12 protein-coding genes are annotated in these 12,422 nt (G+C 74.5%); 1 reads left to right on the top strand and 11 read right to left on the bottom strand.

Annotated elements, in window-relative coordinates:
- Positions 1 to 741, bottom strand: a complete 741-nt coding sequence (locus tag G6N10_RS03700) for a 1-acyl-sn-glycerol-3-phosphate acyltransferase (protein WP_085098553.1) — start codon at positions 739 to 741, stop codon at positions 1 to 3.
- 267 nt (positions 742 to 1,008) lie between these two features.
- On the opposite strand from G6N10_RS03700, the gene G6N10_RS03695 reads away from it, so the two are divergent.
- The gene (locus G6N10_RS03695; protein WP_085098291.1) at positions 1,009 to 2,496 is read left to right on the top strand and encodes a glutamate-cysteine ligase family protein; all 1,488 of its coding nucleotides are present in this window, start codon (positions 1,009 to 1,011) and stop codon (positions 2,494 to 2,496) included.
- Here the strand turns inward: G6N10_RS03695 and egtE are convergent.
- The 10 genes from egtE to macS are packed head-to-tail and all read right to left on the bottom strand — an operon-like array spanning position 2,488 to position 12,284.
- Entirely contained in the window at positions 2,488 to 3,621 is a 1,134-nt protein-coding gene (gene egtE, locus G6N10_RS03690) for an ergothioneine biosynthesis PLP-dependent enzyme EgtE (RefSeq protein ID WP_085098556.1), read from the bottom strand. The genes G6N10_RS03695 and egtE overlap by 9 nt on opposite strands.
- Positions 3,570 to 4,532, bottom strand: a complete 963-nt coding sequence (gene egtD, locus G6N10_RS03685) for an L-histidine N(alpha)-methyltransferase (RefSeq protein ID WP_085098293.1) — start codon at positions 4,530 to 4,532, stop codon at positions 3,570 to 3,572. The genes egtE and egtD overlap by 52 nt, the downstream gene beginning before the upstream one ends.
- Positions 4,529 to 5,221 (bottom strand): ergothioneine biosynthesis protein EgtC, encoded by a 693-nt coding sequence (gene egtC / locus G6N10_RS03680; RefSeq protein WP_085098296.1) that lies wholly within the window; start codon positions 5,219 to 5,221, stop codon positions 4,529 to 4,531. Before egtC ends, egtD begins: the two co-directional genes overlap by 4 nt.
- Positions 5,221 to 6,495 (bottom strand): ergothioneine biosynthesis protein EgtB, encoded by a 1,275-nt coding sequence (gene egtB, locus G6N10_RS03675; RefSeq protein WP_085098299.1) that lies wholly within the window; start codon positions 6,493 to 6,495, stop codon positions 5,221 to 5,223. Before egtB ends, egtC begins: the two co-directional genes overlap by 1 nt.
- On the bottom strand, positions 6,492 to 7,748 hold the full coding sequence (gene egtA, locus G6N10_RS03670) for an ergothioneine biosynthesis glutamate--cysteine ligase EgtA (protein WP_085098302.1): 1,257 nt from the start codon (positions 7,746 to 7,748) through the stop codon (positions 6,492 to 6,494). Before egtA ends, egtB begins: the two co-directional genes overlap by 4 nt.
- 57 nt (positions 7,749 to 7,805) lie before the next feature.
- Positions 7,806 to 8,162, bottom strand: a complete 357-nt coding sequence (locus G6N10_RS03665; RefSeq protein WP_085098305.1) for a hypothetical protein — start codon at positions 8,160 to 8,162, stop codon at positions 7,806 to 7,808.
- On the bottom strand, positions 8,159 to 8,692 hold the full coding sequence (locus G6N10_RS03660; RefSeq protein WP_109750575.1) for a hypothetical protein: 534 nt from the start codon (positions 8,690 to 8,692) through the stop codon (positions 8,159 to 8,161). The genes G6N10_RS03665 and G6N10_RS03660 overlap by 4 nt, the downstream gene beginning before the upstream one ends.
- A 13-nt stretch (positions 8,693 to 8,705) precedes the next feature.
- Complete coding sequence (locus G6N10_RS03655; protein WP_085098309.1) at positions 8,706 to 10,472, bottom strand: DUF2339 domain-containing protein; 1,767 nt, start codon at positions 10,470 to 10,472, stop codon at positions 8,706 to 8,708.
- Between the two features lie 34 nt (positions 10,473 to 10,506).
- Positions 10,507 to 11,181, bottom strand: a complete 675-nt coding sequence (locus G6N10_RS03650) for a response regulator (protein ID WP_085098312.1) — start codon at positions 11,179 to 11,181, stop codon at positions 10,507 to 10,509.
- Positions 11,145 to 12,284 (bottom strand): MacS family sensor histidine kinase, encoded by a 1,140-nt coding sequence (gene macS / locus G6N10_RS03645; RefSeq protein ID WP_085098316.1) that lies wholly within the window; start codon positions 12,282 to 12,284, stop codon positions 11,145 to 11,147. The genes G6N10_RS03650 and macS overlap by 37 nt, the downstream gene beginning before the upstream one ends.
- Positions 12,285 to 12,422 lie beyond the last annotated feature (138 nt).

Below are 12,422 nucleotides of genomic sequence, written 5' to 3'. Positions count from 1 at the left end.
TCAGCCGATCACCGGGAGCCGACGCTCGGCGGCCAGCTTGTCCAGCGCGTCCTGCATGACGGACTGGATGTGCGCGTCGACCTCATCGATGTCGGGGTCCTCGCCGAACTGGGCGACGATGTCGATCGGTTCGAGCACCTGCTGGACGATCTTGGTGGGCAGCGGCAGATTCGGCGGCACCACCACCGACAGCCCGAACGGGAAGCCGAAGGACACCGGCAGGATCTTCGCCCGGAACATCTTGTCCAGCCGCAGCAGCTTGGCCAGGTCGGTGCCCCGGCTCAGGTACAGCTGGCTCTCCTGGCCGCCGATCCCGACCAGCGGCACGATCGGCACGCCGGCGTTCAGCGCCGCCCGGATGTAGCCCTGGCGGCCGCCGAAGTCGATCTTGTTGCGCTCGGTCACCGGCCGGTAGACGTCGTAGTCGCCGCCCGGGAAGACCACCACCACCCCGCCGGAGCGCAGCGCCTCATCGGCGTTGTCGTGGTTGGCCTTGATGAAGCCGGTCTTGCGGAAGAAGTCGCCGGTCGGCCCGGTGAACACCAGGTCGAAGGTCAGGGTGAAGACCGGCCGGACGAACCCGAAGCGCTCGTAGAAGCCGGTGGCGAACACCGGGACGTCCATCGCGAAGATGCCGCCGGAGTGGTTGGACACCACCAGCGCGCCGCCGTCCGGGAAGTCGTCCAGGCCGCGCACCTCGGAGCGGTGCCAGAGCTTGGTCAGCGGCCGCAACCAGCCCATCACCGACTCGGTGAGCGACGGATCCCACTTGGCAATCTCACCGGGCACCTGGGCGTCGTCATCATTCTTCGAGGTCACGGGCACTCCCTGCCGATTAATTGCAACGTGTTCTAGTTTTATCGTAACCCGCGGCGACCGGTCGGAACACCCGCCCGGCACACCCGCACGCCGACGGCCTTACCGTACCTGTTACCGCACCGGTGCGCGCGGGGCAGATTCCGCCGATACCGTTGCGCGCGGCCCGCCGACCCGGTTGCATCGGAAGGCGTGGGCGACGAGGTCAGCGACACCGTGTTCAGCCGGGCCCAGCGGGCACAGTACCGGCGCAAGGTGCAGCGCTGCCTCGAGGTTTTCCAGACCATGCTCGCCAGCACCGGTTTCGACTCCGCCCGCCCGCGCACCGGCATGGAGATCGAGTGCAACCTGGTCGACGCCGACTACCAGCCCACCATGCGCAACGTCGAGGTGCTGGCCTCGATCGCCGACCCGGCCTATCAGACCGAACTCGGCGCCTACAACATCGAGTTCAACGTGCCGCCGCGCCCGCTGGCCGGGCACGCCGCGCTGGACCTGGCCAACAACATCCGCGCCAGCCTCAACGCCGCCGAAGCCAAGGCCGGCGCCGCAGGCGCGCACATCGTGATGATCGGCATCCTGCCCACCCTGATGCCCGAGCACCTGGCCGGGGACTGGATGAGCGAATCGGCCCGCTACCGGGCACTCAACGAGTCCATCTTCGCCGCCCGCGGTGAGGACATCGAAATCGACATCGACGGCCCGGAGCCGCTGCGCATCCAGACCGCCACCATCGCCCCGGAGTCCGCCTGCACCAGCGTGCAGCTGCACCTGCAGGTCGCCCCCGCCGACTTCGCCAACAACTGGAACGCCGCGCAGCTGCTGGCCGGCCCGCAGCTCGCGGTCGGGGCCAACTCGCCGTTCTTCTTCGGCCACCAGCTGTGGGCGGAGACCCGCATCGAGCTGTTCGGGCAGGCCACCGACACCCGCCCGGAGGAGTTCAAGGCCCAGGGCGTGCGGCCGCGGGTGTGGTTCGGCGAACGCTGGATCAGCTCGATCGTCGACCTGTTCGAGGAGAACCTCCGGTACTTCCCGGCGCTGCTGCCGGAGCTGTCCGAGGAGGACCCGGCCGCGGAGTTGGCGGCCGGGCGGATCCCCCGGCTGCCGGAGCTGCGGCTGCACAACGGCACCGTGTACCGGTGGAACCGGCCGGTCTACGACGTGGTCGAGCGCGACGGGGTGGCCCGGCCGCACCTGCGGGTGGAGAACCGGGTGCTGCCGGCCGGCCCGACGGTCATCGACACCCTGGCCAACGCGGCGTTCTACTACGGCGCGCTGCGCACCCTCAGCGAAGCGGACCGGCCGCTGTGGACCGAGATGGACTTCGCCGCCGCCGAGTCGAACTTCGTCGCCGCCGCCCGGTCCGGCATGGCCGCCGAGCTGTACTGGCCCGGGCTGGGGCAGCTGCGGCCCGACCAGCTGGTGCTGCGCGAGCTGCTGCCGATGGCCCACGAGGGGCTGCGCCGCTGGGGTGTGGCGACCGAGGTGCGGGAGATGTTCCTCGGGGTGATCGAGGACCGGGCCGCGACCGGCCGCACCGGCGCCACCTGGCAGGTCGAAGCGGTGCGGGCGCTGACCGATCGGGGCCTGAACCGGCCGCGGGCGCTGGCCGAGATGCTGCGGCACTACTGCCGGGGCATGCACTCCAACGCCCCCGTGCACACCTGGGAACTACCCTGACAGCGCCTCGGCCAGCGCGTCGAGCTCCTCGCCGGTGACCTCGACGTGCGGGGAGATCCGCAGCACCGGCCGGGTCAATTCGAAAGGGGCGCGGGCGGTTTCGGCGGCGGTGCACACGATGCGGTGCTCGGCGAGCAGCCGGTCCCGCACCGCCACCGGGTCGACGCCGTCCGGCGGGATCAGCGTGGCGATGGCGCAGGGTTCGTCCACCGGTTCGACCACCGTCCAGCCCGCCAGCCCGGCCAGCCGGCGGCGGCTGGCCGCGCCGACCGCGGCCAGCGCGGCCCGCATCCGCGCCGGCCCGGCCGCCAGGTACTCCCCCAGCGCCACCGCGTACCCCAGCCGGGCGGCGATGTTGGCCTCGGCGGCCGCGGTGGCCGGCAACCGGGGCCGCAGCCGGGCGGCGGTCTCCGGGCGCACCGCCAGGAACCCGACCCCGCGCGGCCCGGCCAGCCACTTGCGCGACGAGGAGTACACCGCGTCGGCGCCGACGGCGCAGTCGACCTGGCCGAGCCCCTGGGCGGCGTCGAGCACCAGCGGGACCGCGGCCGCCGCGCAGATCCGGGCGATCTGCGCCGCCGGCTGCACGATGCCGCGGTGGCTGCCGATCACCGTCAGGTGCACCAGCGCGGGACGGTCGGCGTCCAGGTCGGCGGCCAGCTCCTCGGGCCGGACCCGGCCCAGGCCGTCGACCGGCAGCGGCCGGACGGTGAACCCGGCGGCGGCCAGGATCGCCAGGTTCGGGCCGAACTCGCCGGGCACGCAGGCCACCGTCCCGCGCTCGGGCCAGCCGGTGGCCAGCAGGTCCAGCGCGTGCCCGGAGCCGGTGGTGAACACCACGTCGGCGGCGGCCAGCCCGGTCAGGGCGGCGATCGCGGCGCGGCCGGCGGCCAGCGCCGGGGCGGCCGCCCGCTCGGCGAGGTAGCCGCCGACCTCCGACTCGCGGCGGGCGTGCCGGGCCGCGGCGTCGATCGCCGCCAGCGACTGCCGCGCGCAGGCCGCCGAGTCCAGGTGCACGCCGGCGACCGGCGGACGGGCCGCCCGCCAGGCCGCGGCCAGCGCGTCGTCGCCGATCACCGGTGCGCCAGCGTCAGGGCGAAGTCGCCGGCCGGATCGGTCCACCAGTGCGTGCCGCGCAGCCCGGCCTCGGCGAGCTCGGCCTCGATCCCGGCCCGGGTGAACTTGCCGGACACCTCGGTGAGCAGCCCCTCCCCGGCGGCGAAGTCGACGCCCAGGTCCAGGTCGGCGATCCGCACGTGCTGGGCGGTGTCGGCGCGCAGCCACATCTCCATCCGGGACTGCTCGGCGTTCCAGCGGGCCACGTGCGCGAAGGCGCCCGGATCGAAGTCGCCGCGCAGTTCCCGGTTGATCACCGTGAGCACGTTGCGGTTGAACGCGGCGGTCACCCCGGCGGCGTCGTCGTAGGCCCGGATCAGCCGGCCGGTGTCCTTGACCAGGTCCACGCCGAGCAGCAGCGCGTCCCCGGGGGCCAGCACGGCGGCCACGGTGGCCAGGAATTCCGCCCGGGGGCCCGGGGTCAGGTTGCCGATGGTCGAGCCCAGGAACGCCATCAGCCGCCGGCCGCCGCGCGGCAGCCGGTGCAGGTGCCGTTCGAAGTCGCCGCACACCGCGTCGATGCGCAGCCCGGGGTACCCGGCGCCGAGCCGGCGCTGGGCCTGGGCCAGCACGGTGGCATCGACGTCGACCGGCACGAACCGGTCCAGGGTGCCGCGCTCGCGCAGCGCGTCGATGAGCATCCGGGTCTTGGCCGAGGTGCCACTGCCGAGCTCGATCAGGGTGTCCGCCGGGCAGCCCGCGGCGATCTCGCCGGCCCGCTCGGCCAGGATCGCGGCCTCGGTGCGGGTCGGGTAGTACTCCGGCAGCCGGGTGATCCGGTCGAACAGTGCGCTGCCGGTCTCGTCGTAGAACCATTTGGGCGGCAACGACTTCGGGGTGCCGCGCAGCCCCGCGTCGACGTCGGCGCGCAGCGCCCGGGCGGCGTGGTCGGCGGGCAGGTGGTTGGCCAGCAGGGTCACCGGGCTCCTCTCAGCGCGGTCAGCGTGACGGTGCCGTCGCGCACCTCGACGAGGTGCCGGTCGGGCACGTCGCGCCACCGCGGGTCGTCGTCGTAGGGTTCGCTGGCCAGCAGCACACCGTCCGGGCGGCGCAGCACCGACAGGGTGTCGCCCCAGCTGGTGGCCAGCAGCCGGGTGCCGTCGGCGGCCAGGATGTTCAGCCGCGCGCCGGGGTCGGCGGCGCCGAACTCGGCGACCAGCTCGCCGAGCGCCTCGACGCCGCGGTCGAAGATCGCCGCGGCCAGCACGGCGCTGTCCACCACCGACTCGGCGTGCCGGGTCGGCGGCAGCACCGCGGTGTCGATGACCCCGTTGTGCGAGAGCAGCCAGCGCCCGTCGGTGAACGGGGCCACCGCGGTGGACTCGATCGGCATCCCGACGGTGGCCGAGCGCACCGCGGCGACCACGCAGCCGCTGGACAGCGCCGGGGCCACCGAGGCGAACGAGGCGTCGCCCCACAGCGGTGCCGCGCTGCGCCACCGCCGCGGGGTGTCGCCGTCGAAGAACCCGGCCCCCCAGCCGTCCGCGTTGAGCCGGCCGTGCCGCTGCCGGCGCGGCGAATAGGATTGCACGCCAAGGCCGTTCGGTGGATCCAGGATCAGTGAACTCAGCGTCACCGGTGCGCCGAGCCAGCCCAGGTGCCGGCACATCACAGGTCCCAGGCCAGCCGCAGGCCGGCGAAGATCTGCCGGCGGATCGGGTGGTCCCAGTTCCGGAAGCTGGGCCGCAGGATGTCGGGGTGCACCGCCCAGGAGCCGCCGCGCAGCACCCGGTAGTCGCCGCCGAAGAACGGCGCGCTGTACCGCTGGTAGATCATCGGGGTGAAGCCGGGCCACGGCCGCAGCGGCGAGGTGGTCCACTCCCAGACATCGCCGAGCAGCTGCTCGGCGCCGTAGGCCGACGCCCCGGCCGGGTAGCTGCCGACCGGCGCGGGCGCCAGCGCGGTGCCGCCGAGGTTGGCGTGCTCGGCGGTCGGCGGCAGCTCACCCCAGGGGTAGCGCCTGCGGGTTCCGCTGCCCGGGTCCCAGGCGCAGGCCTTCTCCCATTCGATCTCGGTGGGCAGCCGCGCCCCCGCCCACGCCGCGTACGCCTGCGCCTCGAAGAAGCTCACGTGCATGACGGGTTCGTCGTCGGGGATCGGTTCGCGGTGGCCGAATCGGGTGCGGGTGCCGCCGGGCTGCCAGAACTGCGGTGCGGTCAGCCCGGCCCGGCACCGGTGCGCCCAGCCGGCCGGGGACCAGAACTCCCGGCGCCGATAGCCGTCGTCGTCGATGAACGCCCGCCACTGCCCGTTGGTCACCGGGACCCGGCCGATCCGGAAGCCGGGCACCTCCACCACGTGCGCGGGGCGCTCGTTGTCCAGTGCGTGCGGCTCGTCGGCGGCGTCGACGCCGAGCACGAACGGCCCGGCGGGCACCGTCACCGCGGTGCCGGCCACCCCCGGGCGGCCGGGCGGGGGCGGCGCGCCGGGGCCAACCAGCGGCGGGCCGGCCCGCAGGTTCAGCGCCACCAGCATGGTCTCGTCGTGCTGATGCTCGTGGCTGAGCACCATCGCGAAGACGAACCCGTCGTCGTCGGCCGGCAACGCCGCCAGGGCGTCGACGGCCCGCTCGCGCACCACCTGCAGGTAGCGGCGGGCCCTACCCGGGGCCAGCAGCGGCAGCGCGCCGCGGTCGGCCCGGGGATGGGCGAAGGCGTCATAGAGGCCGTCGACGGCCGGCGGCAGCAGCCCCGGGGTCTGCGGGTCCCCGCCGCGCAGCAGCCAGAATTCCTCCTGCTGGCCGATGTGCGCGAGGTCCCAGACCAGCGGGCTCATCAGCGGATCGGGTTGCCGGCACAGTTCGGCGTCGTCGAGGTCGACCAGCCTCAGGGTGCGGTCCCGGGCCCGGGTCAGCGCGGCGGTCAGCGCGCTGCGGTCGGTCATCGCCGGCCCCCGGCCCAGTCGGTGACCGCGGCGGCCAGCCCGCGGCGGTCGGCGTGTTCGGCGAACTCGTCACCGGGGCACCGGCCGCCTTCGACCAGCGCGCTGAGCCGGTCCAGCGCGGGGGCCAGTGCCGGCGGGGCCAGCGGCGCCACCAGCTCCAGGCAGCGCCGGGCACTGCCGTGCAGTCTCGGGTCGGCCAGCCCGGCCCGGGCGGCGGTCTGCCAGGCCGCCGCGACGGGTTCGACGATCTGCCCGGCGGCGGCCGCGGTGGCGTCGTCGTCGAGCAGGGTGGCCAGGGTGAACACCACCGCGGGCCAGAGGTCCTCGGGCACCGCGTCGAGGTAGCGGATCTCCAGCCAGCGGCGCGGGCGCACCGGCGGGAACAGCGTGCTCAGGTGGTAGTCCAGGTCGGCGACGGTGGGCCGGCGCCCGGCCAGCGGCACCACCGCGTCGGCCCAGTCGGCGAACGAGACCCGCCGGCACACCGGCCGCGGGTCCGGCGCGCGCACCAGCATCACCGGGGCGGCCAGCGCGTAGCGGGCCCAGTCGGCGGCCGGGTCGGCCCCGTCGCCGGCGCCCAGCACCGGGCCGCAGCGCGCCGGGTCCAGCCGGCCCCACGCCCGCTGCCGGGTCGACCGCCAGCCGGTGCGCCGGCCGGCCAGCAGCGGCGAGTTGGCGGTCATCGCGATCATGGTGGGGCCCAGCGCGTGGGCCAGCGCGAACCGGTCGGCCCAGCGCTGCCGGGGCCCGGCGTCGAGGTTCAGCTGGATCGAGGCGGTGCCGGTCATCATGGTCGCCCCGGCCGCGCCGGCGCCGAGCGCCTCGAAGTGCCGGGCCATCGCCCGGTACCGGCCGCCGGGGTGCACCCGGTGCGGCGGTCGCAGCGGGTCGGCGCCCAGCAGCAGCAGGCCAAGGCCGGCCCGGGCGAATGCCGCCCGCACCGCCGCGTGGTCGGTCAGCAGGGCGGTGATCGCCGCACTCGGCCCGTCGGCCGGCGGGCCGGACAGTTCGACGGCGCCGCCGGGTTCGACGGTGACGGTGGCCCGGCCGGGCAGCGCGGGCAGCGCGTCGATGACCGCGCGCAACCGGGCCCAGTCGGGCCGGCGGCGCGGTTCGGCGAGGTCGATGCAGTGCGCCTCCAGCTCCAGGCCGACCCGGCCGATCGGCCCGTCGGCCAGCGCGGTGCCGACGATGTGCCGTGCGGCGGCCGCCGAATCGCTGAGCTCGCGCACGGAGGTGACCGCGAACGTCATACAGCCATCATCGACGATGCGTCCATAGCTCCGGCGGGTACCCACTGCGGCTGGCCGTCACACCCCGCCGCTGCGGTCCTCCTCGGGCACGATCCCCCACTCCGCCCAGGCCTCCAGGTGTTTGGACAGCCGGGAATCGGGGTCCATGGTGCCGCCGTCCCACATCACCGCGACGAACCGCTTCTTCGACACCCCCGGGAGCACCTCGGTGAACCGGCCGTGGTCGTCGGCGACGGCCAGCACCACCCGGGTCTCCCCGGTCTTGCGGTGTTCCTGCAGCATCACCCCGAACAGCCGCAGCAGCGGCGAGGAGGTGTACTGCCCGGGCAGGTCACCGATCCGCTCGAACACCTCGGCGTGGCCGTATTTCGGGGCCGCGATCAGCTGCAGGGTGCGCCAGTCCGCGCCGGTCACGGCTCCTCGACCGGGTCGTCGCCGGTGCGGCCGAGCACCCGGTTGACGATGCCGGAGACCATCGCGTCGGCGAGTTCGCCGGTGGCGCGCACGTTGCCGATCGCGCCGGTGGTCACCGACATGGTGGAGTCCCGGATGATGCGCGGCAGGTCGACGCCCTCGATCACCGAGTTGGCCAGTCCGACCAGGTCGACCCGGTCGATGATGGCGTCGATGTTGACGGTCCTGAGCAGCGCGTCGATGTCGAGTTGGTCGCGCACCACCTTGGTCAGGTCCATCTCGGCCAGCGTCTGCTGCAGCACCTGCAGGGCGACCGCGGTGAGCAGCGGGCGGATCGAGCCGATCCCGGCGGCCAGCGCCTCCTCACCGCGCTGGGACAGCGCGTTGGAACCCCGGTCCAGCTGGGCGCCGAAGATCGGCAGCTTGGTCGCCAGCCGGTAGGCGACGGCGGCGCCGTCCCACGCGTATGCCCCGGTCCCGACGGCCGCGGTCACGACGGGATGGTGCAGGAGGTCGGTTGATGGTGCCACCCGATCATGGTAATCAGCGCCGACCGGCTGCGTCACCCTGCTGGGCCAGACTGCGGGCGTAGCCGGCACCGGTGCCGAGCAGGATCAGCCCGGCGACGATGAAGACCACCACCCGGAAGATGCCGTCGAGGGTGCCCAGGTCGAACAGGAACAGCTTGACCATCGCGACCGCGGTCAGCGTCAGCCCGCCGGTGATCAGGGTTGCCCGCTGCGGGCCGGCCGGGATCCGCAGCGCCGCGACGAACATCGCGGTGGCCAGTGCCACCCAGCAGATGGTGGCCAGCACGTGCCCGGCCAGGAAACCTCCGCCGGTCCCGCCGATCATCACACCGGCGGTCACCGTGAAGGTCGTCACCGCGTACAGCAGCACCGCGCCGCCGGCGATCTGCAGCGCCCGGCCTGGCACCGCGCGGGCGGCCACCGCCACGCCGGCCACCAGCAGCACGCTGGCCACCAGGGTGGCGACGGCGCTGCCGGCGGCGCGGCTGTGCGCCTCGATCAGGTACCACGGCGGCGCGCCGGCCAGGTAGGCCAGCGCCCCGAACCCGAGGAATACCGCGGCGACGCCGCGGGCCAGCGCGTCGCCGCGCCCGGCGATACCGAGGGTCAGGGCCAGCGCCAGCAGCACCGCGACCCGCACCGCGCCGTCGAAGGCGACGGCCACCGCGATCAGCGCGGCGGCCGCCGACAGCCCGGCCCAGATCCGCGCGACCGGCCCGCGGACCCCGGGCAGCCGGTCGGCGGCGGCGACGATGCCCAGCAGCGCCACCGAGACCACCGCCAGCATCAGCACGGCGAGCAGCCGGTCCACCGCGATCGGGGCGACCAGCACCGGCAGCGCGCCGACGACCGCCCAGCAGCCGAGCTGGGTCCGGTTGGCGGTGCCCGGCAGCACCAGCAGCGCCCCGGCGATCGCCAGCGCGGCGGCCACCAGGGCGGCCGCGCCGAGGTACCAGGGATTCTCGCCGGTGGCGGGCACCGAGGCCAGCGCCACCAGCAGCGGCAGCGTCACCGCCGCGGTGCGCACGGCGAACAGCGCGGTCCAGTTCTTACCGAGCTGTACCGGCAGGCTGGCCGCCGAGGCGATCAGCAGGAATCCAATCAGCAGCAGTCCGACCCCGTCGGTGACGATCGGCGCCAGCACCGCCAGCGGCACCAGCACCAGCAGGCCCAGCGCCTCGGAGTCCCAGCGCCGGGTCAGGGTCAGCCCGCCCGCGGCGATCGCGAAGGCCAGCGGCAGCCCGGCGGCCGCCGGGATCCACGGGTAGATGGTGGTGACGGCGATGACGTCGAGGTAGCCGGCGGCGATGCCGGTGGCGGCCAGCGCGATGGCACCGGTGCGGCCGCCGGGGCGGCGGTTCCAGCGGACCGCGACACCGACCAGGGCGGCGGCGAACACCGCGCCGGCCCCGACCCGCAGCTCCGGGCGCAGCACGCCGGCCTGGGCGGCCAGCACCAGCAGCAGCACCACCCCGATCAGGGTGACGCCGACGCCGGCGACGGCGAGCAGCTTGCCGACCCAGTTGGCGCCGCGGTCGGTGGCCGGTTTCGGCGGCCGGACCGGGCGCACCGGGGCCGGCATCGGCGCGGGCGGGTAGTACGGCTGCGGGTAGTACGGCTGCGGGTAGTACGGCTGCGGCGGCGCGGGAGCCGGCCCGCGGGCCTCGGCGAGGATCCGGTCCAGGGCACCGAGCTGGGCGGACACCGACGCCAGCCGGCTGGACAGCTCGGCGAACTCGGCGGTCAGTCGGGACAGCACGGCGTGCGAGTCTTCGGCCATTGGTCCATCCTGGTGCGCGCGGCGGTGAGTAGTCCTACCCGTCTCGGTCCAGGCCGTGCTCGATGGCGTAGCGGGTGAGTTCGACCCGGTTGGACAGCTGCAGCTTCTTGAAGGTGGCCTGCACGTGGTTCTCCACGGTGCGGTGGCTGACCGACAGCCGGGCCGCGATCTGCTTGGCGGTCAGGCCCTTGGCGACGTGCCGCAGCACCTCGGTCTCCCGCTCGGTCAGCGCCGGCTGGCCGGATTTGGACCGGCGGGCCAGCCGTCGGTACTCCCCCAGCACCAGCCCGGCCAGGCTCGGGGTGAACACCGCGCGCCCGGCCGCGGTCGCCCGCACCGCGTCGGCCAGCTCGGTCTTCGAGGCGCTCTTGACCAGGTAGCCGGTGGCCCCGGCCTTCACCGCCTGCAGGACGTCCTCGCGTTCCCCGGACGCCGAGAGCACCAGGATCCGGCTGCCCGGGGAGACCTCCAGGACCGCGGCGGTGGCGCGCACCCCGTCGCCGTCGGACAGCGACATGTCCATCACCACCACGTCGGGGTGGACCAGCGCGGCGCGGCCGCGGGCGGTGGCCACCCCGTCGGCGGTGGCCACCACGGTGAACCCGTCGTCGGCGAGGTCGCGGGCCACCGCGTCGCGCCAGATCGGGTGATCGTCGACGACCATCACGGTGGTCACCGGCGGCCCACCCGCGGCACGGTCAGCTCCCATTCGGTGCCGTCGTCGTCGCTGTGCAGCCGGGCGCTGCCCGACAGTGCCGCCAGCCGGCCCACGATGGATTTCTCGACGCCCAGCCGGCCCTCGGCGCGGGCGGTCTGCAGTCGGCCCGGCGCGATGCCGACCCCGTCGTCACGAATGCTCACCGTCACCTCGTCTTCCAGGTCCTCCACCAATACATACGCGGTGGCGTCCGGGCCGGCGTGCCGGACCACGTTGTCCAGCGCGTTGCGCACGGCGGCGGCCAGCTCGGTGGCCACCTCGGCGGGCAGCGGCACCGCGGTGGCGGGCATGCTCAGCAGCACCCGGTCCCCGGCGCTGGGGTCCAGCAGCGCGCGCAGGTCCAGCTCCGCGCCGGCCGGTGCCGGGTCGCCGAACTGGCCGGTGCCGGCGAATCGGCGCAGCGCGCGTTCCTGCCCGGCGGCCAGCTCGGCGAGTTCAGCGGTCGGGCCGCCGATCTCGCGGCCGCGCCGGGCCACCAGCGCCAGCACCTGGATGACGCCGTCGTGCATCTGCCGGGCCAGCCGTTCCCGTTCGGCGGCCACCGCGGTCAGCTTGGCGGCCCGGTCCAGCTCGGCCTGCACCCGGCGCGCGGTGCGCGCGGCCAGTCCGACGGCCAGCCCGACCGCGAGCACGATCACCAGGCCCGCGCTGCGGCCCAGGTTGATCTCCAGCACGCCCTTCTCCAGCGCGTAGCAGCCCATCATCGCCAGCCCGGCACCCATCCCCGCGTACGGACCCCGCAGGATGGCGGCCGAGACCACCGCGTTGGCCAGCCACAGCGTGGTCGGCCAGGACTGGTTGTCGGCGACCCAGGCCGGGCCGGCCACCCAGCGGGTGGAGAACAGCAGCGCGATGGACACCGCGAACTCGGCCAGCACCCAGCCGGTGCGCCGGCCGAAGCCGCGCAGGTAGGCCACCGCGGCGGCCAGGCTCCAGCCGACCAGCACCGCGAACAGCGCCCAGGCCGGCCCGGGCCGGGCCAGGTCCCCGTTGACCGCGATCTGAAAGCCCAGCGCGTACAGGACGCTGAGCAGCCGGAAGACCTGCGCGGCGCGCCACAGCGGCGTCGCCGGATCCGGATGCTGCTGGCTCATCGGCCTGGTTCCTCGGGGTTCGGCCTGCGATTGGGTCACCGAAGGCTAACGATCGCGGCGGCACGCCGGGGGTGTTCGCCGGGCTGTGTCACACTGCGGCCATGCAAACAACTGCGAATGAGCGTTCGACCGTCATTC

It is taken from the genome of Mycolicibacterium fallax (assembly GCF_010726955.1).
In the GTDB taxonomy this organism is placed as follows: domain Bacteria; phylum Actinomycetota; class Actinomycetes; order Mycobacteriales; family Mycobacteriaceae; genus Mycobacterium; species Mycobacterium fallax.
The sequence above is the reverse complement of the archived record's forward strand: the minus strand, read 5'-3'. Positions and strand labels throughout refer to the sequence as shown.